The sequence below is a fragment of the Bacteroides pyogenes DSM 20611 = JCM 6294 genome (assembly GCF_000428105.1).
GTDB lineage: Bacteria > Bacteroidota > Bacteroidia > Bacteroidales > Bacteroidaceae > Bacteroides > Bacteroides pyogenes.
Genome location: NZ_ATZH01000012.1, coordinates 53157 through 79869, shown reverse-complemented (window position 1 = coordinate 79869; position 26713 = coordinate 53157). Strand labels below are relative to the sequence as shown.

Sequence of the window (26713 nt, the reverse complement as noted above, 5' to 3'; positions counted from 1 at the left end):
GAATGAGGCATGTTATTATCCTATTTAAATGAGAACTTGATAGAGGCCGGTTGCGATGAAGCGGGAAGGGGATGTCTGGCAGGAGCGGTGTATGCCGCCGCAGTCATACTTCCGAAGGATTTCCGGAACGAATTGTTAAACGATTCGAAGCAGTTGACCGAAAAGCAGCGGTATGCGTTGCGTGAGGTGATACAGCGCGAGGCAGTCGCTTGGGCAGTGGGAGTAGTGACTCCCGAAGAGATTGATAAAATCAATATTCTGCACGCCTCTTTTCTGGCTATGCACCGTGCTGTCGACGCGCTTTCGGTTCGTCCGGAACATCTGCTCGTCGACGGAAATCGGTTCGATAAATATCCTGATATTCCGCATACCACGGTGGTGAAAGGCGATGGGAAGTTTCTTTCCATCGCCGCCGCTTCCGTGCTGGCGAAAACGTATCGTGACGATTACATGAACCGCCTTCACGAAGAATATCCGTTTTACGACTGGAATCACAACAAAGGCTATCCTACTTCCAAGCATCGTGCCGCCATTGCCGAGCGAGGAGCGACTCCCTATCACAGAATGACTTTCAATCTGTTGGGCGACGGACAGTTGAGGCTTGATTTCTAATCCGCAAATACTCCGCTTATCTTGGGTTCTGCATTGAAAGCACGTGCAGTTGAGGCTTGATTTCCGATTCCCAAATGCTCCGCTTATCTTTGGTTCTGCATTGAAAGAGCGTGCAGTTGAAGCTTGATTTCCGATTCCCCAATGTTCCGCCTATCTTGGGTTTTGTATTGAAAGAACGTGCTGTTGAAGTTTGATTTCCGATTAGTGCGAATTATCCACTATTCAAAGCCTGCTCTTTTTAAGAACCTACAGCCATTCGTCAACCGAAAGACTTATATCGGTAATGCTCTGTTTCTTAACATGGGTTAACCTATTACGTTCTCAACTTTTTGTACCTTTGCAGTCGGAAAATCAAGAGTATAAATCAAACATTTAAATAGCTATGAGTAAAAAAGCTCTATTAATGATCCTCGACGGATGGGGATTAGGCGACGGGAAGAAGGATGATGTAATCTCCAACACTCCCACCCCTTATTGGGACTATCTGATGAAGACTTATCCTAACTCGCAACTTCAGGCAAGCGGCGAGAACGTTGGTTTGCCCGACGGACAGATGGGAAACTCGGAGGTAGGACACTTGAATATCGGTGCCGGACGCGTGGTTTATCAGGATTTGGTGAAAATCAATCGTGCTTGTGCGGATAACAGCATTTTGAAGAATCCGGGTATCGTATCCGCTTTCTCTTATGCGAAAGAAAAAGGAAAGAGTGTTCACTTCATGGGGTTGACTTCCGACGGCGGGGTGCACAGTTCGCTGGATCATCTGTTCAAGCTTTGCGATATTGCGAAGGAATATGGCATTGACAATACATTTATTCACTGCTTTATGGACGGTCGCGATACAGACCCGAAGAGCGGAAAGGGATTTATCGAGGAGCTGTCGGCGCACTGCGACAAGTCGGCAGGCAAGATTGCTTCTATCATCGGCCGCTACTACGCGATGGACCGCGACAAGCGTTGGGAGCGAGTGAAAGAGGCTTACGACTTGCTGGTGAACGGCATAGGAAAGAAAGCGATGGATATGGCACAGGCTATGCAAGAGTCTTACGACGAAGGCGTGACTGACGAGTTCATCAAACCGATAGTGAATGCAGGCTTCGACGGAACCATTAAGGAAGGCGACGTTGTGATTTTCTTCAACTATCGTAACGACCGTGCGAAAGAGCTGACCGTGGTGCTTACGCAACAGGACATGCCCGAAGCAGGCATGCGCGTTGTTCCGGGCTTGCAGTATTACTGCATGACTCCGTACGACGCTTCTTTCAAGGGCGTGCATGTGCTGTTCGACAAAGAAAATGTGGACAACACGTTGGGAGAATATCTCTCTTCCAAAGGATTGAAACAGCTTCACATTGCCGAAACGGAGAAATACGCTCACGTGACGTTCTTCTTCAACGGCGGCCGGGAAACTCCGTACGAAGGAGAAGACCGTATTCTCGTTCCTTCTCCGAAAGTGGCTACTTATGACTTGAAGCCTGAGATGAGCGCCTACGAGGTGAAAGATAAATTGGTGGCTGCCATCAAGGAAAATAAATACGACTTCATTGTGGTGAACTTTGCCAATGGCGATATGGTGGGGCATACGGGTGTGTACGAAGCCATCGAGAAAGCTGTGATTGCTGTGGATGCCTGCGTGAAAGATGTGATCGAAGCGGCGAAGGCTCAGGACTATGAGGCTATCATCATTGCCGACCATGGTAATGCCGACCATGCGCTGAATGAAGACGGAACTCCGAACACAGCTCACTCTCTGAATCCGGTTCCGTGTATTTATGTGACTGAAGCGAACAAGGGAGCTAAGGTGGCCAATGGTCGTCTGGCTGATGTGGCTCCTACTATCCTGAAGATTATGGGGCTGCCCGTTCCTGCTGAAATGAGCGGTAAGGTACTCATCGGCTAATCGTCCGCAGTGGTATGTCGTCGGTCCGATAACGCGCGACCGATAAGCAGATAAATACATGTGCGACACTTTACGTCTAGGAAAGAACCGTAAAGTGTCGCATTGTTTTATGTATTATCTTCGTCAGGTTCAATCCTGTTGCTTTTCTGGCCGCCAAGTGAAGCAAGGCATACGGTTTGTAGTCGACATACATTTTCAGCAGTTTCACCCGCGAGTTCTTTTGCCATACCAGTGGTTGCTTTCGCTGATGATAATGGCGTGTTCGTTGTTTTACTCGCGAGTTGTTTCGCCATGTCTCGTCGGATTTGCTGTATCCTTTTATCACGATAACTTTGATGATACGCGGATTGGTGGGAGGAAAGCAGTCAATCAGGTTTTCGCCGATGCCATCTCCCTGAACGCCTTCCACCCAAGCGGTTTTGTAGCTCAAATCGTGTGCATTCTTGGCAGCATACGGAATGCCGTGATGAGGCTTCAACTCTAATGAGGCGGCTATTTTACCTCGTTCGCAGGCGCAATAAAAAACGCAACCGACTCCAAGATGTTTCCCATTGCCGGATTTTGCCCGCTTGCTCATCCTATAAAACTGCAATGGATTCCGGATATGTTTCCCTTTGCCGGATTTTTGCCCGCTTACTCATCCTATAAAAACTGCAATGGCTCTCGATATCTCCAAATAATTCTTTTTTCCCCTTTACTTGCTCGTTCGTTTTTAGCTTCTCGTTAAACAAGGCTTCTTCCTTGCTGTTTAATTCGATGCTTTTTTCCTAATACCGATTTCAATGTTTTCCAGGCTTGCGCTTGGCAGACAATGTTCCCGATAATAACAGCAATATGAAGGTTTTCTTTTTCATGATCAGTTTCGCCTGCATGGAAATATCCCTTTAAAGACAAGTATTTGCTGAAATCTTTGTAAATTTGCGCCTCTAAAAAAGATTGAGGAGTTTATGATTCAGATAGATGATGTAGTGGTCAGCTTGGATGTGTTGCGCGAGAAGTTTCTTTGCAACTTAGAAGTCTGCAAGGGGCAGTGTTGCATTGAAGGCGACGCCGGCGCACCCGTAGAACTCGATGAAGTGCAGAAGTTGGAGGAAGTGCTGCCCATCGTGTGGGATGAGCTTGCGCCGGAATCCCGTGCCGTGATTGAGAAACAAGGTGTGGTGTATACCGATGAAGAAGGCGATTTGGTGACTTCTATCGTAAATCGTAAAGATTGCGTATTTACTGCCTACGATGAGAAAGGGTGCTGCTATTGCACCATTGAGAAGGCTTTCAGAGAAGGTAAGACCGACTTTTATAAACCTGTGTCATGCCATCTTTACCCTATCCGCATCGGAGATTACGGTCCGTATAAGGCAGTGAACTATCATCGTTGGGATGTGTGCAAGGCAGCTGTGCTGCTGGGAAAGAAAGAGAATCTGCCTGTCTATAAGTTTTTAAAAGAACCGTTGATCCGTAAGTTTGGCGAGGCATGGTACAAGGAACTCGAACAGGCTGTTGAGGAATTAAAAAGGCAAAACTATCTTTAATCTCAAATTTTGTTTTATTCGGGAATCAAAATGTAGCGGTCTATTAAACTCTGCTTCTGGGAAAAATTTAAAGCCACTGTCTATTTCTGAGTTCAGCGGAATATTAGTGGGGATTACGCATAAATCACCTCTGTGGAATGAAAAAGAGAGCGCCGGCTGCGAAAGAGAAACTTTCGAGTCGGCGCTTCTTCGCTGTAAGATGCGAGGTTGGTTTATAAAAACGTGTGATTAAAATTATGCGTCGATATTTGCATACGTTGCATTTTCTTCGATAAACTCACGGCGTGGCCCAACATCTTCGCCCATCAACATGGAGAATACATAATCGGCTTCCGCCGCATTGTCGATGCTTACTTGTTTCAACATACGGTTTTCCGGGTCCATGGTCGTTTCCCATAACTGTTGGGCGTTCATCTCACCCAAACCTTTGTAACGCTGCGTATGGATAGCGTTTTCAGAGCCGCCTCCGTAAGTGTCGATGAATTTCTGACGTTGCGCATCCGTCCAGCAATACTCTTCCGTCTTGCCTTTTTTACAAAGATAGAGCGGGGGAGTGGCGATATATAAATATCCGTTTTGGATAATCTGCGGCATATATCGGAAGAAGAATGTCATGATCAGCGTGTCGATGTGCGAACCATCGACATCGGCATCGGTCATGATGATAATTTTGTGATAACGAAGTTTTTCGATATTCGCCTCTTTGCTGTCTTCCTCCGTTCCGATGGTGACACCCAACGCGGTGTATATATTACGTATCTCTTCGCTCTCCAAAGCTTTGTGATACATTGCTTTTTCCACATTCAGAATCTTACCGCGCAGCGGAAGGATGGCTTGAAACATTCGGTTGCGCCCTTGTTTGGCAGTACCTCCGGCGGAGTCTCCCTCAACGAGGAACAGCTCACATTTTTGCGGATCTTTGTCCGAACAGTCGGCGAGCTTACCGGGGAGTCCGCCTCCCGACATCGGCGATTTGCGCTGTACCATTTCACGTGCCTTACGTGCCGCATGACGTGCCGTAGCAGCCAGAATCACTTTGTCTACAATCGTTTTTGCTTCTTTCGGGTGTTCTTCCAGATAATAGGAAAGAACTTCGCCTACCGCCTGATCTACAGCTCCCATCACTTCGCTGTTTCCCAGCTTTGTTTTGGTTTGTCCTTCGAACTGAGGTTCCGCCACCTTTACCGAAATAACGGCTGTCAGTCCTTCACGGAAGTCGTCTCCGGCAATCTCCACTTTCACTTTTTCAAGCATCTTACTGTCTTCCGCATATTTCTTCAGTGTACGGGTCAGCGCGCGGCGGAATCCGGATAAGTGTGTTCCACCTTCAATGGTGTTGATGTTGTTGACATACGAGTGTACGTTTTCGGAGAATCCCGTGTTGTACATGATTGCTATTTCGATGGGAACGCCTTGTTTCTCGGTGTTCAGATAAATCACGTCATTAATTAAATGTTCGCGCGAAGACTCGATAAAACGAACGAACTCTCTCAGTCCCTCTTCTGAATAGAAGTTCTCGCTTTTGAAACTTCCGTCTTCGTTTACCACGCGACGGTCGGTTAAAGAGATGCGGATGCCGGCATTCAGATAAGCCAGTTCGCGCAGGCGGGAAGCAAGTATTTTGTAGTCGTACACCGTCTCGGTGAAGATTGTCGTGTCGGGCCAGAATTGTTGGCGCGTACCTGTTTCGGTGGTTGTGCCGACTTCCTTTACGGCATAAAGCGGCTTGCCTATTTCATATTCCTGCTGATAGATCTTTCCGTCGCGGAATACCTGAGTGATCATGTGTGTGGAAAGGGCGTTTACGCAAGACATACCTACGCCGTGAAGACCTCCGGATACCTTGTATGATCCTTTGTCGAACTTTCCTCCGGCGTGCAGCACGGTCATTGCTACTTCCAATGCCGACTTTTTCTCTTTTTCGTGATAGTCTACCGGGATTCCGCGCCCGTTGTCCTGTACGGTGATTGAATTATCTTCGTTGATGGTTACTTCGATGTGGTCGCAATATCCGGCCAGCGCTTCGTCGATGGAGTTGTCTACGATTTCGTATACCAAGTGGTGAAGTCCCTTTACGCTGATATCTCCGATGTACATCGCCGGACGTTTTCTTACTGCTTCAAGACCTTCCAATACTTGGATACTATCCGCCGAATAAGCTCCGTTATTGGGAGTGATTTGTTCTTCGCTCATAATTGTCTTTCTAACTTTAATAACAGAGCAAATATAGTGAAAAATATTCAGTCGGTAAAGAATAAAAAGTGAAAAATAAAGAATGGGGAATGCCGGCGGTCGATATGTTTTCGAGACGAATCCGGTTTTGTTCCGGTCGGTTGCTTTCTTGGCGGTTCATGTTCGTGAAAATCTTAATCCGCCGGAAGATTACTTCCTGTATATGGTATATGCAAGAAAGGTCGAACTGAAAGTCCGACCTGATAGTATGTAGAATTATTTTAATTCTTGTTTCTTGGATTCTTAAGCAAGCTTGTTGATATGGACAGCCAGCTTAGACTTCAAGTTGTTGGCTTTGTTCTTATGAATGATATTTCTCTTAGCCAACTTGTCCAGCATCTTAGTAACGCCCGGAAACATTGCAACTGCTTCATCCTTATCTGTAGTTGCGCGAAGTTTTCTAACAGCATTTCTCATGGTCTTGCCATAATATCTGTTGTGAAGTCTTCTTGTCTTCTCCTGTCTGATTCTTTTCAGTGATGATTTGTGATTTGCCATCTCGACTAATCTATTTTTTTAGTTTTTTTATTCTTTTAAATTGTAGCCCGTGGGGGAATCGAACCCCCCTTTCAAGAATGAAAATCTTGCGTCCTAACCGATAGACGAACGGGCCATCCTGTTTTGCATTTCTGCAGTTTTGCGCTCTTGAATCTGTGTTTGTTTCTCGATTGCGGATGCAAAGGTAGGAACTTTTTTGAAACTGACAAATGTTTCTCGAATATTTTTTGTGCATTTCTTTTGTTTTTCTTTTTCGTGTTTTATTTTATATCTGATATTCAGATAGATATATCCCCCCCCCCTTGCCATTTTATTCCGTTGCTTGCCATAAAGCGACATGTTTTTCTTTCGCAATACTTCGCTGCGCTTTCTTCATTTTGCATGCCATCGGCAGTCTTACAACAACATTGGTGTTTCTGTGATTCTTGGCAGAAATCTTCATTTCAAACGCCATAAGCAGTCTTAAAAGAACATGGTTTTGGTGAATCCGCACCCTTTCAAGGGGGTTGACAGAAACTGTAAGGGGATAAATAGGGCGTTCGCAACATTAAGATAACCGGCAGCTATATTTGACAGGGACTGTCTGGGATTTTGAACCTTTAAAATGTGTGGATTCGAAAGTGCGTCTGCTGTGTTCGACAAGGACTGTCGGGTTTTTAAACAAGCATGTTTCTTTTAATTCTCTTTCGGATCGAGATTTTTATGTACATTTGTTGTTGAAACCTGAAACGAACGATATGCTCCAAAAGTCAAAAGGTATAGTGCTCCATACGTTGAAGTACAACGATAATTCCGTTATTGTAGACATGTACACGGAGTTGTCGGGCAGGACCTCCTTCCTTGTGCCTGTTCCGCGTTCGCGGAAATCTGCGGTGAAGGCGGTGTTGTTCCAGCCTTTGTCTCTTATCGAATTCGAGGCCGACTATCGTCCCAACACTACCTTGTATCGGATGAAAGAAGCCAAGTCTTTCTATCCTTTTTCGTCGCTTCCTTACGATCCGTATAAATCCTCCATCGCGCTCTTTCTTGCCGAATTCCTTTATAGAGCGGTGCGTGAGGAGGCGGAGAATAAACCGTTGTTCGCCTACTTGCAGCATTCGGTGGTTTGGCTGGATGAGTGCAGGCAAGGCTTTGCCAACTTCCATCTGGTGTTCCTTATGCGCCTTTCGCGCTTTTTGGGGCTTTATCCGAATCTGGAAAACTATCATCCGGGCGATTATTTCGACCTGCTGAATGCTTGTTTCACATCCTCCCGCCCCCGTTTGCATGCGTCGTACATATCTCCCGAAGAGTCGGCACGCCTGTTGCGGCTGATGCGTATGAATTATGACACGATGCACCTTTTTGCCATGAACCGCGTTGAAAGAACCCGCTGTCTGACTATCATCAATGACTATTATAGGTTGCATCTGCCTGATTTTCCCGTATTGAAATCGCTGGAGGTGCTTAAAGAGCTGTTCGATTGAACCGCCCGGCGGATATTTGACGGGCGGTGCTTTCCCGCTTGGTCGCAGCTCTCTCCTTACACGCAAATTATGGTTTGGCTGCATGAAGTAAAAAGTACCATGCGCTTTCTTCTGACAAGGTGATGAGCTCGCTTCATCTTTTATAATATTGCTGCAAGAGCCTTGTTTAGTTCTACAACTTAGTTGCAAGCTATATCAAGCTATATATGGTTACCCATGATGACTATATATGCCTACCATGCTGAGTATATATGTATACCACGATGAGAAAAAACATATGTGGAATCAGATAAGAAACCTGCGGGATTGCAATATGATAAGAAATTGAGACTTTAGCTGAAAGCCATAAGAATAAACAGGCTTGTGAGATGAAAGAAACATAAAAGCCGCTTCAGCGTCAGGTGCATTCGCTGAAGCGGCTTTATAGATAAGGGGTCTCGATTACCCCAACAGTTCTTTTACTTTGGCGGATATGGCACGGCCTTCGGCTATGCCTGCAAGCTTCTTCGAAGCCACTCCCATCACTTTACCCATATCTTTGCCGCCGGTGGCGCCGGTTTCGGCAATGATTTCTTTCAGTGCTGCTTCCAGCTCTTCTGCCGAAAGCTGTTTGGGCAGATAGGCTTCCATAACAGCCACTTGCGCCAATTCGGCGTCTGCCAGATCCTGGCGAGCCTGCCCTCTGTAGATTTCGGCGGCATCTTTTCCTTGCTTAACCAGTTTCTGGATAATCTTCAAGGCAGCATCGTCTGTCAACGAGTCGTTTGCTCCCGGAGCGGTTTTCGCTTCGATGAAGAACTTCTTTACATTTCTCAAAGTTTCCAAAGCTACTTTGTCCTTAGCTTTCATTGCGTTTTTAATGTCTTCGCTGACCCGGTCGAATAAGTCCATATTTGTATCGGTTTTGTTAGAAAGTTATGATTCCATCGCTATCCATGGTATCTTCGGCAGCCGCTTCTTCTTCGATGGCCGCTTTCGTCTTTATTTTGGTGAGCGTCGTTTTGTCGCGCAGATAAGCGGGTGAATCTTCCACCATGGCGATGATGTCTTCATTGTCCATATCCTCGCTGTTGAACAGATAAACGTGGCGGCGCTTGCGGATGTTTCTGCTTCCGATACCGCCGGCGCTTTCACCGTAGGCTCTGCGGATGCGCTCTTTATTCTTCTCCTTCTCCTCTTCGAGTTGCATTTGCCGTTCCTCTTCTTCCTGACTGCGCGCTTCGTGCAGGCTGTCCATACCGGGCACGTCTTCTACGCCGAAGCCGGTAGCCAATACGGTAATCTTTACTTTCGTCTCCAGCGCATTGTCCATGGCCACACCCCATATCACTTCCACGCCCTCTCGGAATTTGCTCATGAATTCGTGTATCTCGTTCATTTCCTCCATCATCAATTCCGACGACGGACAGAACGATACGTTGAGCATCACTTTCTTCGCGTTGAAGATGTCGTTATTGTTCAGCAGCGGCGAATGCAAGGCATCGTCGATGGCTTTCGTCACCCGGTTTTCGCCTTCTCCGAATCCGGTGCTCATGATGGCTACGCCACCGTCTTTGAGAATCGTTTTCACATCGGCGAAGTCGAGATTCACCGTACCCCGCATGGTAATGATTTCGGCAATGCTTTTGGCGGCGATAGAAAGTGTGTCATCCGCCTTGCCGAACGCGTTCATAAAGGTAAGGTCGGCATAGATTTCGCGTAGACGCTCGTTGTTGATTACCAACAAGGCGTCGACGTGCTGGGCGATGCGTTCCACTCCGTCCAAAGCCTGAATGATTTTCTTTTCGCCCTCGAAGATAAAGGGTATGGTTACGATGCCTACGGTGAGAATATCCATTTCTTTGGCTACACGCGCGATGACAGGAGCCGCTCCCGTACCGGTCCCGCCTCCCATACCGGCAGTGATGAATACCATTTTAGTACCGTCGTTCAGTAGTGTCCTGATATCTTCGATGCTTTCTTCGGCAGCCTCTCGTGCACGTTCGGGGCGGTTGCCCGCTCCTAATCCTTGCGTTATGTTGCGTCCCAGTTGTAGTTTCACCGGAACGGGCGATTCCGCCAATGCCTGATTGTCGGTATTGCAGAGAACGAACGTTACGTCGTGTATGCCTTCCCGGTACATGTGGTTTACGGCATTACCTCCACCTCCACCTACACCGATTACTTTGATGATTTTAGGTGAATCGGTCGGGAAATCGAATTGTACTATCTCGTCCATATCTTAATTTGTTATTGTTTTATCACATTTAGTTCATTTTATCATCTTCAAAGAAGTCTTTGGTGATGGCGTCTATTTTGCGCTGAATCCAGCTTGGCCCTGCCGCTTTTTTTCTGGCTTCTTTCTCCGCTCTCTCTCTCTCTTTGCGCTTTCTCTCCTCTTCTTTAGCAGCAGCTTTAGCAGCTTTCTCTTCTTGTTCGCGCTTCAATTTGGCTTGTCTGGCTTGCTCTTGCAGTTCCAGATCGTCTTCAAACATGTCGCCGGTTTGTTCTTTGCCGGCTTGTCCATCGGTTCTCAGGCCGGGGTGAGTGTTTGCGCTGACCGCTTCGGGCTGTACGGTTTCCATAAGGCAGCAGTTTTGGTTTCCTTCGAACAGAAGACCGAACAAGGTGTTTTGCGAACCGTCCTTTTTCAAGATTTCGCCATACGCATGAACCGTGTTGCGTGGAAGTTTGGCTACGCGTATCTTATCTATCTTGCTACGCTTGCGCAGCATTTCGTCAAGATTCTTCAGATTTGTGGCGCCTCCTGTGATAACAAGTCCTGCCAACAGCTTGTCTTCGTAGCCGGAAAGCTGGATTTGATTCCAGACATTCGAGATGATTTCTTCAGCCCGCGCCCCGATGATTTCGTTCAGTTGGCTCACCGTGATTGTCCGGCTTTCGTCTTCCAGCTTGCAAACAGCCGGCTGCTCTTCATTCTCTTCCTCTTCTTCGTATAGGGCGTCCCCGTAAGTTTTTTTCAACCGTTCGGCTTCCTCTTCCTCTATCTGTAAGGTTGTGATGTCCCTCGTAATACTGTTTCCTCCCAAAGGCAATACGGTGAGAAAACGGAGAATGTTGTTCTTGTACACGGAGATCGTAGTGGTATCCGCTCCGAAATCGACAAGGGCGCAGCCCGAACGGCGTTCGCTTTCGGTCAACACCGCGTTGGCGGTAACCAGAGGTGATACGAGCTGTTCGGCGATTTCTATCTTCGCCTGCCGGAAGCAATGTTCTAAATTCTTTCGCAAAGAAGCGCGGGCAACAATATTGAGGAAACGCCCTTCGATATGGCTTCCCACTACGCCGACAGGATTGGCTTGAAGATTATTCCCTATTTTATATTCTTGCGGAGCCACTTCCAGCACCTCCATATCTACCAAGGGAACCGAAATATTCTCATCACCTATATTGCTTACAATCTTTTCTGAAATGACCGTTTCTTCTTCCAAATCGCGGCTTACCACATTGCGAACGGTGCGGATAGACTGTCCTCCAATGCCTACATACACTTTGGCAATCGAGTTCTTTAATTCGCTTTCCAGCCTGTTGATGATGGAAGTAAGACTCTGAGCCGTCTTATCTAAGTTGAATATGATGCCTTTGCGGATAAAAGTTGAAGAATCTTCCTGAGCATAAGCCAGCACTTGCATGCTTCCGTCGCTGTTCTTTTTTCCGGCCACACCGGCTATTTTCGATGAACCCAGCTCAATGGCGGCGATAAATTCTGTTGTTGCCATGTCTATATTTATTTTTTATAATATTCAAATAAGCTCATTGCGGCGATACATCCTGTCGCTGATGCTTCTCACCGGTTGTTAATCATTCTCTTTTGGTGCAAATGATTTGATTGCCAAACTCCAGATTGATGCGTGAATACTTGTTCCACCCTACTTGGTTGAGACCTTTTTCATAGAATATCTTCAGCCTGTCCAGCTTGTTCTCAAAGTTCTCCATTTTTCCGAGATAAATTAGATGGTCGCCTACACGGGGCACCAATTCGATTCCGTGGTTGGGCAGAACATTTATTTGTTCTATCTGTGCATCCCAGAACTTATTGTTTTGCAAAAATACACCAAACTTATATAAATCCCTCATTGCAAACGACTTTTCTACATTTCCGGTCACAATTGCCAAATGGGCGACGCATTTCGCTTCCAACGGCATGATTTTTCCTTTGTTGTCTATGTAGTAATTTTCGCCGTTCGCGCTCATTACACGAAGGATGGGGATTCGTTGCGTTACTTCCACACATACCTTTCCGCTGGGGGTTTTATAGCATTCCGCTTCGTCAATTAACGGGTGTTTGCCCAATTCGCGCTCCAGCGATTTGGTGGAAATGCTTTTCATCTGTTTCCCGATGGGATAAATGCCTTTGCGTTCAAGGATTCCTTGTAACTCTCCTTTTGTTATAAAACCAGCATAGGCCGTATCCTTGATGACCAACTCCATATCGCGGCAGGTCTGATGGACAGGTTTGCGGTTGAAAGCAGTCACGGCTATACCTAAATAAGCCATAAGCGCTAATATGACAATGAATAGAAGGATTCTCTTGACCATTATTTTTCTCGTTTTTGTTTTTTCAATAAGCTAATGCGTTCTGAAGAGTTGGCTGCGAGCACAGGTTGCGCCATCTGTTTCCGGACTCTTCATTCTTCCTTCCTCTTATGAACTCACTTCTTTATTTTCTTGTCTCTTTGTCAGTTCATTTACTATTTCGGGTACATAATTGTCTATGTCTCCGGCTCCCAAAGTAATCAAAACTTCAATCTGTTTTGTTCTTAGCAGACCCGGTATCTCTTCTTTCTTACACAAGCTCTTTTCAATTCCCGGGCGAAGGTTGTCGTAGATAAGGCGGCTGCTTACACCCGGTATGGGAGTTTCGCGTGCCGGATAAATATCTGTGAGGATGACCTCGTCAAGCAGAGATAAACTATCTGCGAAATCCTTGTAGAAATCGCGTGTGCGTGTGTACAAATGAGGTTGAAAGATGGCTGTGATCTTTTTATCCTTATACAGCTCGCGGATCGAGAGCACACTTTGTTTTATTTCCGAAGGATGATGAGCGTAATCGCTGAGGAATACAAGCCGGTCGTTCTTTATCTTGAAATCGAACCTGCGGTCTACCCCTCGGAAATTGCCCATTCCCTGTTTGATCTCTTCGTCGGTGGCTCCGTTCAGGTGAGCCAATGCCATAGCAGCTACCCCGTTCTCTATATTGATGCTTACGGGCACTCCCAATTGAATGTCGTTGATACGGGTATCCGGCGCTACGAAATCTATAAAGATTTCACCGTTCCCTATGCGGATGTTTTCGGCATGAAAGTCTCCTTCGTCGCGCGAGTACGTGTACACACGTACGCCCTCGTTTACTTTAGGTTGCAGTGATATCCCTTTGCGGACGATTAAGGCGCCTCCCGGTTGGATGAGACTTGTGTAATGCTCGAAACTCTTCAGATAGGCTTCCGCTGTTCCGTAAATATCGAGATGGTCGGGGTCGGTGGAAGTAACGACCGACATGTAAGGAGAAAGCCAATGGAAAGAGCGGTCGAACTCATCTGCCTCGATCACAGTGTAGGGGCTTTCTTGTGAAAGCAACAGGTTGGTTCCGTAATTCTTCGATATTCCTCCGAGGAAAGCCGTGCATCTCACATGCGACTGATGCAATAAATGCGCAGCCATGCTCGAAGTGGTGGTCTTTCCGTGTGTACCTGCCACACATAAGGCCTTGCTCGAGTGAGTAATCGTTCCCAATACCTGGGCACGCTTCTGTATCTCGAATCCGTTGCTGCGGAAATACGTCAGCTCTGCATGGTCTTCCGGAACGGCAGGTGTCAATACGACCAATGTACTTTTTTTATTCCTGCATGCCTGAGGAATCAAATCGACATTCTCTTCATAATGTATTTGCGCGCCCTCCGCGATAAGCTCTTCTGTCAGAGGGGTAGCGGTCCGGTCGTATCCTGCCACCGTTTTTCCTTTGGAAAGGAAATAACGTACAAGCGCACTCATGCCGATCCCTCCCGCACCTACAAAATAAACTGATTCTATGGTTTCAATATTCATCAATGAATTTATTCTTTTTATAATTAAACTTTTTATTTGCTGAAGCTCGCAAGGCTTATTTCATCACGTTTTCAGATTCCATTGCTGTCGAACCGGAAGTTGTGCCTTTTGTATTATCTGTCGCGCCGTTCTGCCAGTTTCAGTACTTCCTGTGCAATGATTCGTGCAGAATCGGGTAGCGCCAACCGGGAAATGTTTTCGCTCAGCTCTCTCAGTTTCCGCTCGTTGTTCACTGCGATCACTGCCGTTTCTATCAGCTTCTGTTCGGCATCGCTGTCTTTTACGTAGATGGCAGCTTCTTTATTCACCAGTGCCAATGCGTTTTGTGTCTGGTGATCTTCGGCTACATTGGGTGAAGGAACCAGAATTACGGGTTTGTGCAGCAGGCAGAACTCAGAAATAGATCCGGCGCCTGCGCGGGAGATAACCAAGTCGGCCGCAGCGTATGCCGCTGCCATGTCCTTGATAAAGTCCGTTACATGAAGGTTAGCTATTTCTCCGGCTTCTTGTACCGTTTTCATCACTTGCGGATAATAATATTTTCCGGTTTGCCATATAAACTGAACCCCTTTGTTTGCCCGAATCTTCTCCAATCCGGCGGTTAAAGTCCGGTTGAACGTTCCCGCTCCCAGACTGCCTCCTACAATCAATATGGTCTTTTTCCCCGGTGTCAATCCGAAAGAGCGCAACGCGTCCTCTTTCAGCGGCATGTCTTTTGTCAGGTTTTGCCGCACAGGATTCCCGGTCATGATGATTTTATCCGCAGGGAAAAACTTTTCCATCCCCTCATAGGCTACACATATCTTTTTAGCTTTCTGTGCCAGCAACTTATTGGTCACTCCGGCGTAAGAGTTTTGCTCCTGAATGAGTGTGGGCACTCCCATCATTCCGGCCGTTTTCAATGTCGGACCGCTGGCGTATCCTCCTACTCCTACCGCTACTTGCGGGCGAAAGTTTTTAATAATCTTTCGTGCCCTCCACTGGCTGCGTACCAATTTGAACAGTACGCCCACATTTTTCCATAGATGTTTCCGGTCGAAGCCGGCAACCGGCAGCCCGATGATTTCGTATCCTGCATCCGGAACCCGCTGCATTTCCATGCGTCCTTCGGCTCCTACAAAAAGGATTTTGGCATTCGGACGCAACTCCATGATGGCGTTCGCGATGGATATCGCCGGAAAGATATGTCCTCCTGTGCCGCCACCACTGATAATGATCCGGAGATCGGCTCCGCCATTACTCAATGGCGAAGTCGGGTTATGATTGTTTTCGCACTTGTTCATACACACTATATATTATATAGGTTTATTTTTAATTTGGGCACTTTATTCAAACTTCGAATCGTTATTCAACATTTCCGAAGTAGGTTCCACAGCGGTTTGCGCTTGCGATTCTGCCGTACCGGCTTCTATCTGCATCTGTATCCGGGCGTCGTGCGCCTTCTGTTCTTCCAATCGGGCTGTATACCGGCTTATACTCAGAATCATTCCGATATATGCGCAATTGATTAATGTACTTGTTCCACCTTTACTTATTAAAGGCAGGGGTTGTCCGGTTACCGGGAACAAGCCGACGGCAACCATCATGTTCAATATGGCTTGCGATACCAGTAATAAGGCAATTCCCATGACCAGAAAAGCGGGGAACGTACGGTCGCACTTTTGGGCGATTCGCCCGGCGCGTATCAATAGCCACAGATAGAGGAAAACGACAAATATCCCTCCGATCAACCCCATCTCTTCAATTACAATGGCGAATATGAAGTCGGAGAAAGCCTGGCTCAGGAAATCGCGTTGTATAGAGTTGCCCGGCCCTTTGCCTACTACATTGCTGGTGGCAATGGCAATGCGGGCATGCGCAATTTGCGCGTCCTTGTCGATATCGAATCTGGCTGCGGGAACTTCTTCTTTGTCGAAGAAGCCTTTGATACGGTTCTGCCATGTTTCCAACCGGTGAAGACCGGGAGTGTTGTGCAATGTTTTCGCGGGAATGGCTACTACGGTCCCTACGCCGATGGCTCCTATCAATACGATTCCCCCTACCAGTAATAAGAGTTTTTTGGCAGCCACTCTTCCGATAAACATCATGATGAACACTACGCCGAACAGTAACATTGCGGTGGAGAGATTTTCAGGCGCAATCAGCAGAAGAGCGATTCCGGTGATAATCATAATGTACTTGAATGCTTTGGGGTTGGCCCCTTCGTCATCCTGCCGTTTTGAAAGGATGAAGGAAACGGCTATGATAATAGCCATCTTTGCCAGCTCCGACGGTTGAAACTGCACTCCCATAAATGTCATCCAGCGGGCGGCTCCGTTTACACGGTCACCTGTAACAATACCCATTATGGTAACGAAAGCCAATAGAAGTAATGAGATCGGATATAAGAACACAGGAAATACCTGAAACCATTTGTATGGAATATTGTGCATCAGCACCACCAACACGGCGCCTACCATCAGAATTACGGAATGCTGTGTGATTGGTCCCCAATGGTCGCCGCTTTTGTAAGTCAGTGTAGACGCGGCAGAAAACACCTCGATAATGGAAATCAGACAGAGGCAGAGGAAAATGATCCAAATCACTTTGTCTCCTTTGAATATGTTTTTTAATAGATCCACGTTTTTACTGATTTAATGGTTGTTATTAAAGTTCTCTTACGTATTTCTTGAACTGGTCTCCACGATCTTCGTAGCTATCGAACAGATCGAATGAAGCGCAGCAAGGGCTCAATAGAACGGTCTCTCCTTTTTTAGCGAGCTTGTAGGCCGCCTCTACCGCATCCTTCATTCCGGTTTGTATGTCGGCTACCGGAAGTCCGAGGCGGTCGAAGAATTCGTGCAGTTTTTCGTTATGTAGTCCCAGATATACCAGTGCGGAGCATTTTTCCCGCACCATATCTTCGATCTCGGAATAATCGTTCCCTTTATCCTTTCCACCGATGATCAGGACTACCTTGGTCGTCATGCTTTGAAGAGCGTACCAACAGGAATTTACGTTAGTTGCTTTCGAGTCGTTTATAAAATCGATACCGCGTACGCGGGCGACTTTCTCCAACCGGTGTTCTACACCTTTAAAATCGGAAAGCGCCTTACGTATATTCTCTTTGGTAATACCTGCCAGATTAGCCGAAATACCGGCCGCCAAAGAATTGTATAGATTGTGTTGCCCCGTAAGTGCCAGCTCTTCCTGCTCCATGTTGAATGCAATAGGCTCGGTTATTTTCACTTCATTGTCTTCCACATAGGCGATGGCTCCTTCCTTTTTGACTGCCGCAAATGGATAAAGATGGGCTTGCAATCCGTGTTTTGCCAACTCTTGCTTGATGATCGGGTCGTCGTTCCAGAATATAAAGGCATCATCGGAGGTCTGGTTTTGGGTGATGCGGAATTTGGCGTTGATGTAGTTTTGCATGCAATGATCATACCGGTCCAGATGATCGGGGGTGATATTCATCAGTACGGCTATGTTGGCGCGGAAATTATACATATTGTCCAACTGAAACGAACTCAATTCGATAATGTAGTAGTCATGTTCTTCTTCGGCTACTTGCAGGGCCAGGCTCTTGCCGATGTTTCCTGCGAGACCGACATTCAGTCCTGCGCTTTTGAAAATATGGTAGATCAATGAAGTTGTTGTTGTTTTGCCGTTAGACCCGGTAATGCAAATCATTTTCGCATCCGTATAGCGCCCGGCGAACTCAATTTCGGAAATAACGGGGATGCCTTGAGACTTCAGTTTAAGAATTAAAGGAGCGTCGTTTGGAATTCCGGGACTCTTAATCACCTCATCAGCATTTAAAATCAATTCCTCGGAATGATGCCCCTCTTCCCAAGCAATCCCGTGATTGTCCAGCAGCTCTTTGTATTTGGCTTTGATGGACGATGTGTCCGAAACAAAAGTATCGAACCCTTTCGTTTGGGCAAGTACGGCTGCACCGGCGCCGCTTTCACCCGCTCCTAAGACGACTATCCTCAGTTTCTTTACTTCCTTCTCTGTATTTTCTGTATTCATCTGAAAACTATCTTATATGACTTTTTTATCTAATCTTTAATGTAATAATCGTTATGGCTGCCAGCACGATGGTTGCAATCCAGAAACGTACGGTAATTTTCGATTCGTGGAATAGCTTGTTCGGCTTGGTGAATTTGACGGAGCAACCTGATTCCACCAGATCCATCGATGTCCGGAAGTGGTCGTGGATGGGCGTCCGTTTAAACAATCGTTGTTTCACTCCTTTTCGTTTACCGGATTTGTAATAGTATCGTTGGAGGATGACTGAAAGATTCTCCGCCAGAAACACTCCGCATAAAATGGGGATGAGCAGTTCCTTGTGGATGATGATGGCGAATACGGCGATGATCCCGCCGATGGTCAGACTACCGGTATCTCCCATGAAAACCTGGGCCGGATAAGCATTGTACCACAAGAAACCTATCAAAGCTCCGATAAAAGCACAGATGTAGATAACCAGCTCTTCCGTGCCGGGAATATACATGATATTCAAATAGCCGGCGAACTCGATGTGTGAAGACACGTAGGCCAGTATTCCCAACGTGGCTCCTATGATTGCGGAGTTTCCGGCAGCCATTCCGTCCATACCGTCGTTCAGATTGGTGCCGTTCGAAACTGCGGTTACGACAAATATGGTGATGATGACAAACAATACCCATCCTGCAGTTTGCGCGTGATCGCCCATGAAAGCAACCAGGTCTGCATAGTCGAGGTTGTTGTTTTTGAAGAAAGGAATGGTGGTTTTTGTCGATTTTAAATCATTGGTTCCATGTATCACCTCCATTTCTTGCCCGGGATGATGGACTTCTATATTTTCACGGATAACCACATCGGGACTTAGGTACAAAGTAAGCCCTACGATGAGTCCCAACCCTACTTGACCGATGACCTTGAACTTACCATGCAGCCCCTCTTTGTCTTTTTTGAATATCTTGATATAATCGTCGGCAAATCCGAGTGAACCCAGCCATACGGTCGTAATGAGCATCAGCAGCATATACACATTGTGCAACTTCCCCAACAAGAGGCAGGGGATAAGAATAGCTACAATGATGATGACACCCCCCATGCTCGGTACCCCCACCTTGTTGATTCCGAACGGGTCGATGGCAGCATCTCTTTGTGTTTCCGTAATCTGCTTCTTTTTTAGCAGATCGATAAACTTATCGCCCCAGATACTTGAAATAAGCAAAGCGAGGATGACCGCCATCAGCGCGCGGAACGAGGTGTAACCGAACATTCCTGCGCCGGGGAAATTGAGCTTGTGTAGCCAGTCGAATAGGTAATATAACATTTTGTTGCGTAATTATTAGTAGTTAATGCTGTTCATTAACCGTTGAAACAGCTGATTAATATCTCTTTATCGTCGAAGTGATGTTTCACCCCTTTTATTTCCTGATAGTTCTCATGCCCTTTTCCGGCTACGAGCACCACATCTCCTTTCTCTACTAGCATGCAGGCGGTACGGATAGCTTCTTTCCGGTCAACGATGCTGATTGTCTTTTTCCTGTCTTCGGTATCCAGTCCGGCAAGCATGTCGTTTATAATCTCTTGCGGATCTTCGAAACGCGGATTGTCGGATGTTATGATTACGCGATCGCTGTTTCTCGCCGCCTCTTTTGCCATGATAGGGCGTTTCCCCTTATCGCGGTTGCCTCCCGCTCCGATTACTGTGATAACTTTTCCTTTCCCTTCGAGCACTCCGTGAATGGCGTTGAGCACATTGACAAGGGCGTCCGGCGTATGCGCATAGTCCACGATGGCAGTGAACCCCTGCGGAGAGCGTATGGACTCGAAACGTCCGGAAACGGGATGCAATGTGCTGAGAGCGACGAGCACTTCTTCTTCTTTTTTACCCAAGAGAACTGCAGCGCCGAATACGGCCAGCAGGTTGGATGCATTGAATTTACCGATAAACCGGACTGCTATCTCCTTGTTGTTGAAGTCGAGTAGCATTCCTTCGAAATGCGATTCCAATACTCTTCCTTTGAAGTCACTGAGGCTTCTCAGCGAATAGGTATATACTTTTGAACGCGTGTTTTGCGTCATCACCAATCCGTTCCTGTCGTCGAGATTGACGAGGCTAAACGCATCTTTCGGCATGTCGTCGAAGAACTTCTTCTTGGCTTTCAGATAGTTCTCCACTGTTTTGTGATAGTCGAGGTGGTCGCGGGTCAGGTTGGTGAAGATTCCTCCAGCAAATTTAAGTCCGCTGATGCGCTTTTGCGCGATGGCGTGCGAGCTCACTTCCATAAACACGTACTTGCACCCCTCGTCTGCCATTCGTCCCAGCAGGCGGTTCAAGGTAATGGGATCGGGGGTGGTATGCTCGGTTGGAATTGCCTCGTCGTCGATATAATTGCAAACCGTAGAAAGCAAGCCGACCTTATATCCGAAGTAACGAAACGTATTATATAATAAGGTGGCGATTGTTGTCTTTCCGTTGGTTCCGGTCACGCCTACCAGTTCTACTTTCGAGGTAGGGTCGCCATAGAAGCATGTAGCCAGCTTGCCTGTAGCGTCTTCACTGTCTTTCACCTGAACATAGGTAACCCCTTCTTTACGGCTTTCCGGAATCTCTTCGCAGAGAATGGCAATTGCTCCCTTTGCAATGGCTGCCGCAATATAGGCATGCCCGTCGGTTTGTGTTCCGCGCATCGCCATGAACAGATGCCCGTCTTCTACCCGGCGGGAGTCGATATTGATTCCGGTGATTTCTATATTCGGATCTCCGGCTATTTGTACCGGCTGTATTGCTTTCAGTAATTCTTTTAATATCATCTTTCCGATTTTATTTATATTTGGCGATATCCGGTTGACCTGCCGCATTGCTTATTGTTCGGATGTATCAACCGGACTCTTTTTTTAATTCAATGTAAGCGTGATGGTTTGTCCCTTCACTGCTGTCGTTCCGTTGGCTATCGACTGGTTTTTTACTTTACCTACTCCCACAAGGCGGACTTTCAACCCTTTGCTTTCCAAAAGGTAAACCGCATCTTTGGCTCCCATGCCGATGACACTCGGCACAAACTTTTGCATCATGCTACGGCTTTCGAGCACTACTGCCTGCGGAGCGGCATGCGCGCTTCCCCATGTCTTCTTGCCCGATTCGTCGATTTTCCCCTGCGTTTTTATTTTCAATTCTTCGAGCACCCTGCGGGTTTCTTTCATTTCGCCGACTTTCACATCGGGGATAACCACAGCGTTTGTATCGATGGCATACGCGAGCGGGAGCCTTAAATCTTTGGCATACACTCTTTCTGCTATTTTGCTGAACACGCTTCCTGCCATCAGCCCGCCCGAAGCCGGCAATCCGGGTTTCTGTATCGAGACAATCATACTGTATTTGGGAGCTTCCGAAGGGAAATATCCGCAGAAGCTGACCAGATAGTTGGTCCTTCCTGTTTTATATCCGGCCGCTCCTTGTGATATTTGCGCTGTTCCGGTTTTGCCGGAGACGTGGAACTGTTTGCTGCCCGCAGGCTTGGCGAGACCTTCGCTCACCACTTTCTGAAGAATCTCCCGGATTTGCGTCAATGTCTTGTCCGAGCATATCTTGGGATTAATCACTTCGGTATTAAATTCTTTTATTATTTCTCCGTCTTTCATGGCGGCTTTCACAAACTTGGGCCGAACAGCCACGCCGTTGTTGGCTATTGCATTATAGAAAGTCAGAATGTTTATCGGCGGGACTTGTGTTTCATAACCGATACTCATCCACGGGAGCGTAGTTTTTGCAAAGTAACGTTCTTTGGGACCCCGGATGTTCGGCTTACCTTCCCCGGCAATTTGCAAGCGGAGAGGCTGGTCGATGCTCATGCGCTTCAGTCCGTCTACAAACTTCTGCGGATTGCCGCTGTAAAAATTGTCGATAATGGTGGAAGTGCCTACATTGGATGAAACCCCCAGTATCTCTGTAACCGTCAGCTTGCCGTAACCTCCCCGATGCCAGTTGTGGTCTTTCATCACACGCCCGTGCATCGGCTTTTGCCCGTTGCCGGTATCCACGATATAGTCCGGAGTGATTTTCCCGTCTTCCAGCGCTACCATGATGGAAGCGGTTTTGAATGTAGAACCCGGTTCGAGCATGTCGCTGATGGCATTGTTGCGCATCTCGTAATATTCTCCGTCGTTCGCCTTCATCATATTGACAATCGCTTTCACCTCGCCGGTTGCGACTTCCATCAGCACCACCACGCCCACGCTGGCATTCAGTTCTTTCAGCTTGTCTACCAAAGCCTTTTCGCAGATGTCCTGCATGCCCACGTCCAATGTTGTAATCAGGTCGCAACCGTCTACGGGCGCTTTGTCTACGATATTCAGGTACTTGTTCATCACTTTCTGGCGGTGTGTCAGTCCGTCGCGCCCTTTCAGAAGAGTGTCAAAAGCAAGTTCGATGCCGTTTTTCGCTCCTTTGGCCGTGTCGGCATACACATCGCCCAGAGTACGCGATCCCAATGAACCGAAAGGTTTCTTGCGTTGGTTGAAGGCCAGTCCTTTGAATCCTCCTTTGTATGGGTTCAAGCAAAAGACAGGCAAGCGCTTCACTTCTTTGTATTGTATGTAAGAAATACGTTTGGGATAAATCAGGTAGTTGCGGCTTTTCGCCTGCCGTCCTTTTTTAAGATGCGCTTTGAAATGCGCCACACTTTGGTCGGGGAAGATTTTGTGAAGCCCGATGCAGATTGAATCCAGGTTGGCTTTGAGAAGAGAGTCCCGGCGCGCCTGATCTTTCTTTCGCTTCTTTTCATCTCTCTCGCCCGACATGAAGTCCATATATATCCTGTATTCCGGCAGCGAACTTGCCATAAGTTTGCCGTCGGACGAAATGATATTCCCCCGGTTCGGCTTCACCGTCACGTTCTCTTTCACGAAGCGGTCTGCCACCTCCTGCCAGTACTGTCTTTCGGCAAACATGGTGAAAGACGCCTTGACAACAATGGCTATGCCGACCGACGCCATCACGACGATGACGAAGAAGTAACGGGTCATTATGTTTTTTTTGTTTACAGCCACGGTTTTTCCTTTTTTCTTTGTTTCTACAAATCGCCCGCGCACAGCTTACTTGATGAGGTAAGGAGGATGGGTGGACGTTTGCAAATCACTTTCTTTGCTCGATATATAATCTTCGATGCGCGATTGGCGGCTTTTTTCCATCAGCTCCGAGTTACGTGTCAGCGCATCGTATTTAATGTCTGTCAGCTCTTTTTTCAATCGGTCTATCTCGATCTGCTGCTGCTGGCTGGCATAGCGGTTGTGGATGTAGAAAATGACAAAAGCCATCACGAGTACCAGCAGTCTGGTCTGCCGGCGGAAAAAGTCCGCAGCCAGAATGTCTCCTCCTAAGATGCTTTTTAGCGAAGTGCGTTTGCTTTTCTTTTCTTCTTCCATAGCGGTCGGTTATTCGTTTGACGGTTTTTCCCGCTTTTCGGCAATTCGCAGCTTGGCGCTTCTCGAGCGGGGGTTTCTGTCTATCTCTTCCTTGTCGGGAACAATCACTTTATTGTTGATAAGGCGGAAGGGAGCTCTCAGGTTGCCGAAGAAGTCTACGTCGGCCTTCCCTTCTGCGTTCCCCGTTTTCATTACATTCTTTACCATGCGGTCTTCCAGCGAGTGGTAGGTGATGACAACCAATCTGCCGCCGGGTTTGAGCGCTTCGGTGGCGGCTTGCAGCATCTCTTTCAGGGCTTCCATCTCCCGGTTCACTTCGATGCGAAGCGCCTGAAACACTTTTGCCAGTTCTTTCTTCTCGCGTTCGTGTCCGAAAAGAGGTTTGACAACTTCCAGAAACTCTCCGATGGTACGGATATGGTTTGCGCCGCGTGCCTTCACGAGCGTTGCCGACAGTTTACGGCTGTTCTTCAGCTCCCCGTAGAGGTAGAAAATGTCAGCCAGCCGACTTTCGTCGTATGTGTTCACCACGTCTGCGGCAGTCAGCCCCGCCCGCTTGTTCATGCGCATATCGAGTTCGCCGTCGAACCTGAACGAGAAACCCCGTTGGCTGTCGTCGAAGTGGTGCGACGACACGCCGAGATCGGCCAGGATGCCGTCTACCTGCTCTATGCCGTGGTAACGCAAGAAGTTGCGGAGATAGCGGAAATTGCTGCGCACGAAAGTGAATTGCGGATTTTCTGTGATGTTCCGTTCGGCATCTTCGTCTTGATCGAATCCGAACAGTCGCCCGCCTTCCCCTAAGCGTGAGAGTATCTCGCGCGAGTGTCCTCCTCCGCCGAAGGTGACATCTACGTAAATTCCTCCGGGGCGGATGTTCATTCCGTCTACGCTCTCCTTCAGCAATACGGGTATGTGGTATGTCTGCTCGTCTTTATTCATCTTCCGGTTGTTGGTCGTTCATAATCTCTTCCAGTACTTTCCCGAATTCTTCGGGCGGCATAAAGGGCTGTTCAGTCCGTTCTTTTGCCCAAATCTCTATTTTGTTGTCGATCCCGATAAAGCGTATGTCACCGTGGATGTTGCATATCTGCAAATACCGCTTCGGTATGAGTATGCGTCCGTTGTTGTCGGGGGTTACCACTTCCACGTCGCTGACGAACTGTCTGAATATCAGCTGGTGCTTGCTGCTCCATTTGTTCAAGCGGCTTCGGAGCTCGCTCAATTCTTCGTTCCATACGCTTTCGGGGTAGAGTGTCAGGCAGTCTTGAAACACGTCTTTTCGCATAATAAGCCTCTCTTCGGAAGCAGCTTGAAGTTGTTTCCGGAACGCAGCGGGTATGAATACTCTTCCCTTGGTGTCTGCCTTCGCCTCAATATTACCCAAAAAACGTATCATATATACCTTATATATAATAAGCGACGGTAAAATTAATCATTTCCCCACAATTCCCCACAAAAAACCACGAAATATTTCATAGAAGTTTTGAACAGATTGTTAAAAGCTTTTGCGGGCACTCTTCGTTTCAGCTGTAGAGTGAGCATTCACCCGTGTTTCGGGCGAGTTGTTTCGTCTTTTTTGAAGAGGCGGATTCTCTATTTTCCGGCATTCTCAATTTTATGTTTTCTCAATGAGAAGGATGTAGGCTGTCCGGGAAATTTTCGCATTTAGTATTGCCAAAGTTCTTTTCTGTTTAAATGGAGCTTTTATTTCGCTTGAACAAAGGCTCTCTTTGGCTTGAATAGAGCTTTTGTTTCGCTTGAATAAAGGCTCTCTTTGACTTAAATGGAACTTTTGTTTTGCTTGAACAAAAGTTCTCTTTGGAAGCAAACGAGAAGATGCTCTTGGGCGGATGGTGTTTTGCGAGTTTGAAATTTCGGAGAGAAAAGCTTTCTGCCATCGTTCCGCTTTATGTTAGATACAAGGTCGGCTTCTTCTGCTTTTTAACGCTCTTTTTCTTGTTGTTTTTTAAATTGAGGTAGATTATAGGTTCGAGAGAATGGAAGGTGCTATTTGTGATCCCAAGCGTTCGCTTTCCTTTCCGGCATCGGAACCTGCCGGGCAATCTTCGGTTATCTTATCGGTTTAAAGCGAGGTGTAAGGGAGATAATACTTACGGGTTTATATATTTTCTGCTGTTTTTTTGCGAATAATAAAAAAGAACCGTTAATTTTGTACCATCATTTTCGTTTAAAAAAAGATGACTGATGATTCATTGTTTCTGATTGATGTGGATAAGATAGTTCGGGATAAAGCTCCGAAGTATTATAAATATATCCCAAAGTTTCTCATTTCTTATTTGAAGCGGATTGTTCATCAGGACGAAATTAATGTGTTCCTGAACGATTCGAGAGATAAGGTAGGAGTAGACTTTTTGGAAGCCTGCATGGAGTTTCTTGACGCGAAAGTCAATGTGAAAGGCATTGAAAACCTTCCGAAAGAAGGGTTGTATACTTTTGTGTCCAATCATCCGTTGGGCGGACAAGACGGGGTGGCGCTCGGCTATGTGCTGGGACGCCATTACGATGGCAAAGTGAAATACCTGGTCAACGACTTGTTGATGAACCTGCATGGTCTGGCTCCGCTTTGTATTCCGATTAACAAGACGGGGAGACAGGCGAAAGACTTCCCCCGAATGGTGGAAGCCGGATTTCGTTCCGACGATCAACTGATTATGTTTCCCGCAGGTCTTTGTTCGCGGCGCAGGAAGGGGGTTATCTGCGATCTGGAATGGAAGAAGACTTTTGTTGTGAAAAGCGTGCAGGCCCATAGGGATGTAGTTCCCGTACACTTTGAAGGCAGGAATTCCGACTTTTTCTATAATCTGGCAAACATTTGCAAAGCGTTGGGGATTAAACTTAATATCGCCATGCTTTATCTGGCGGATGAAATGTTTAAAAACCGTCATAAAACCTTTACTGTCACCTTTGGCAAACCGATTCCCTGGCAGACGTTCGATAAATCGAAGACTCCTGCTCAGTGGGCGAAATATGTAAAGGATATCGTATATAAATTATAAACATGA

22 protein-coding genes and 1 tRNA gene are annotated in these 26713 nt (G+C 47.0%); 5 read left to right on the top strand and 18 right to left on the bottom strand.

Going from position 1 to position 26713, the window contains the following annotated elements:
• The first annotated feature begins 9 nt into the window (after window positions 1–9).
• Window positions 10–612: a ribonuclease HII gene (locus C234_RS0103945; RefSeq protein WP_027324712.1), complete on the top strand. Its 603-nt coding sequence runs from the start codon at window positions 10–12 to the stop codon at window positions 610–612.
• Window positions 613–994: 382 nt separating this feature from the next.
• Window positions 995–2512: a 2,3-bisphosphoglycerate-independent phosphoglycerate mutase gene (gene gpmI, locus C234_RS0103940; protein WP_027324711.1), complete on the top strand. Its 1518-nt coding sequence runs from the start codon at window positions 995–997 to the stop codon at window positions 2510–2512.
• Window positions 2513–2588: 76 nt separating this feature from the next.
• Here gpmI and C234_RS0103935 read toward each other — a convergent pair whose 3' ends face one another.
• Window positions 2589–3089, bottom strand: a complete 501-nt coding sequence (locus C234_RS0103935; RefSeq protein WP_027324710.1) for an NADase-type glycan-binding domain-containing protein — start codon at window positions 3087–3089, stop codon at window positions 2589–2591.
• Window positions 3090–3459: 370 nt separating this feature from the next.
• Here C234_RS0103935 and C234_RS0103925 point away from each other — a divergent pair, with 370 nt between their 5' ends.
• A complete protein-coding gene (locus C234_RS0103925) occupies window positions 3460–4041 on the top strand; it encodes a DUF3109 family protein (protein ID WP_027324709.1) in 582 nt (193 codons plus the stop codon).
• Between the two features lie 234 nt (window positions 4042–4275).
• Here the strand turns inward: C234_RS0103925 and gyrB are convergent, their stop codons facing one another.
• The 3 genes from gyrB to C234_RS0103905 form a co-directional block, all read right to left on the bottom strand.
• Window positions 4276–6234 (bottom strand): DNA topoisomerase (ATP-hydrolyzing) subunit B, encoded by a 1959-nt coding sequence (gene gyrB / locus C234_RS0103920; RefSeq protein ID WP_027324708.1) that lies wholly within the window; start codon window positions 6232–6234, stop codon window positions 4276–4278.
• A gap of 282 nt (window positions 6235–6516) precedes the next feature.
• On the bottom strand, window positions 6517–6771 hold the full coding sequence (rpsT, locus tag C234_RS0103910) for a 30S ribosomal protein S20 (RefSeq protein ID WP_027324707.1): 255 nt from the start codon (window positions 6769–6771) through the stop codon (window positions 6517–6519).
• Between the two features lie 43 nt (window positions 6772–6814).
• Window positions 6815–6886: transfer RNA gene (locus C234_RS0103905), tRNA-Glu, on the bottom strand.
• 622 nt (window positions 6887–7508) lie between these two features.
• Here C234_RS0103905 and recO point away from each other — a divergent pair.
• Entirely contained in the window at window positions 7509–8237 is a 729-nt protein-coding gene (recO, locus tag C234_RS0103890; protein ID WP_027324705.1) for a DNA repair protein RecO, read from the top strand.
• Window positions 8238–8678: 441 nt separating this feature from the next.
• On the opposite strand, the gene C234_RS0103885 is transcribed toward recO, so the two are convergent.
• From C234_RS0103885 to mraZ, 14 genes are all read right to left on the bottom strand, one after another.
• A complete protein-coding gene (locus C234_RS0103885; RefSeq protein WP_027324704.1) occupies window positions 8679–9128 on the bottom strand; it encodes a GatB/YqeY domain-containing protein in 450 nt (149 codons plus the stop codon).
• A gap of 16 nt (window positions 9129–9144) precedes the next feature.
• Complete coding sequence (gene ftsZ, locus C234_RS0103880; protein WP_027324703.1) at window positions 9145–10455, bottom strand: cell division protein FtsZ; 1311 nt, start codon at window positions 10453–10455, stop codon at window positions 9145–9147.
• Between the two features lie 28 nt (window positions 10456–10483).
• Complete coding sequence (gene ftsA, locus C234_RS0103875; RefSeq protein WP_027324702.1) at window positions 10484–11956, bottom strand: cell division protein FtsA; 1473 nt, start codon at window positions 11954–11956, stop codon at window positions 10484–10486.
• An 82-nt stretch (window positions 11957–12038) separates the two neighbouring features.
• On the bottom strand, window positions 12039–12776 hold the full coding sequence (locus tag C234_RS0103870; protein WP_021647394.1) for a cell division protein FtsQ/DivIB: 738 nt from the start codon (window positions 12774–12776) through the stop codon (window positions 12039–12041).
• Window positions 12777–12881: 105 nt separating this feature from the next.
• Entirely contained in the window at window positions 12882–14282 is a 1401-nt protein-coding gene (murC, locus tag C234_RS0103865; protein WP_027324701.1) for a UDP-N-acetylmuramate--L-alanine ligase, read from the bottom strand.
• Between the two features lie 113 nt (window positions 14283–14395).
• The gene (gene murG / locus C234_RS0103860) at window positions 14396–15565 is read right to left on the bottom strand and encodes an undecaprenyldiphospho-muramoylpentapeptide beta-N-acetylglucosaminyltransferase (RefSeq protein WP_051290146.1); all 1170 of its coding nucleotides are present in this window, start codon (window positions 15563–15565) and stop codon (window positions 14396–14398) included.
• A 42-nt stretch (window positions 15566–15607) separates the two neighbouring features.
• The gene (locus C234_RS0103855) at window positions 15608–16903 is read right to left on the bottom strand and encodes an FtsW/RodA/SpoVE family cell cycle protein (RefSeq protein ID WP_027324699.1); all 1296 of its coding nucleotides are present in this window, start codon (window positions 16901–16903) and stop codon (window positions 15608–15610) included.
• A gap of 25 nt (window positions 16904–16928) precedes the next feature.
• A complete protein-coding gene (gene murD, locus C234_RS0103850; RefSeq protein WP_051290145.1) occupies window positions 16929–18296 on the bottom strand; it encodes a UDP-N-acetylmuramoyl-L-alanine--D-glutamate ligase in 1368 nt (455 codons plus the stop codon).
• A 25-nt stretch (window positions 18297–18321) separates the two neighbouring features.
• A complete protein-coding gene (mraY, locus tag C234_RS0103845; RefSeq protein ID WP_027324697.1) occupies window positions 18322–19590 on the bottom strand; it encodes a phospho-N-acetylmuramoyl-pentapeptide-transferase in 1269 nt (422 codons plus the stop codon).
• Between the two features lie 35 nt (window positions 19591–19625).
• Window positions 19626–21077 carry a UDP-N-acetylmuramoyl-L-alanyl-D-glutamate--2,6-diaminopimelate ligase gene (locus tag C234_RS0103840; RefSeq protein ID WP_027324696.1) on the bottom strand — a complete coding sequence of 484 codons (1452 nt, stop codon included), beginning with the start codon at window positions 21075–21077 and terminating at the stop codon, window positions 19626–19628.
• Window positions 21078–21161: 84 nt separating this feature from the next.
• Entirely contained in the window at window positions 21162–23288 is a 2127-nt protein-coding gene (locus C234_RS0103835; protein ID WP_027324695.1) for a penicillin-binding protein, read from the bottom strand.
• A gap of 69 nt (window positions 23289–23357) precedes the next feature.
• Complete coding sequence (locus tag C234_RS0103830) at window positions 23358–23687, bottom strand: FtsL-like putative cell division protein (protein ID WP_027324694.1); 330 nt, start codon at window positions 23685–23687, stop codon at window positions 23358–23360.
• Between the two features lie 9 nt (window positions 23688–23696).
• Window positions 23697–24629 carry a 16S rRNA (cytosine(1402)-N(4))-methyltransferase RsmH gene (gene rsmH / locus C234_RS0103825; RefSeq protein WP_027324693.1) on the bottom strand — a complete coding sequence of 311 codons (933 nt, stop codon included), beginning with the start codon at window positions 24627–24629 and terminating at the stop codon, window positions 23697–23699.
• Complete coding sequence (gene mraZ, locus C234_RS0103820; protein ID WP_027324692.1) at window positions 24622–25086, bottom strand: division/cell wall cluster transcriptional repressor MraZ; 465 nt, start codon at window positions 25084–25086, stop codon at window positions 24622–24624. Before mraZ ends, rsmH begins: the two co-directional genes overlap by 8 nt.
• Window positions 25087–25888: 802 nt before the next feature.
• Here mraZ and glsA point away from each other — a divergent pair.
• Entirely contained in the window at window positions 25889–26707 is an 819-nt protein-coding gene (gene glsA / locus C234_RS0103810; RefSeq protein WP_027324690.1) for a lyso-glycine lipid O-acyltransferase GlsA, read from the top strand.
• The last annotated feature ends 6 nt before the right edge of the window (window positions 26708–26713 follow it).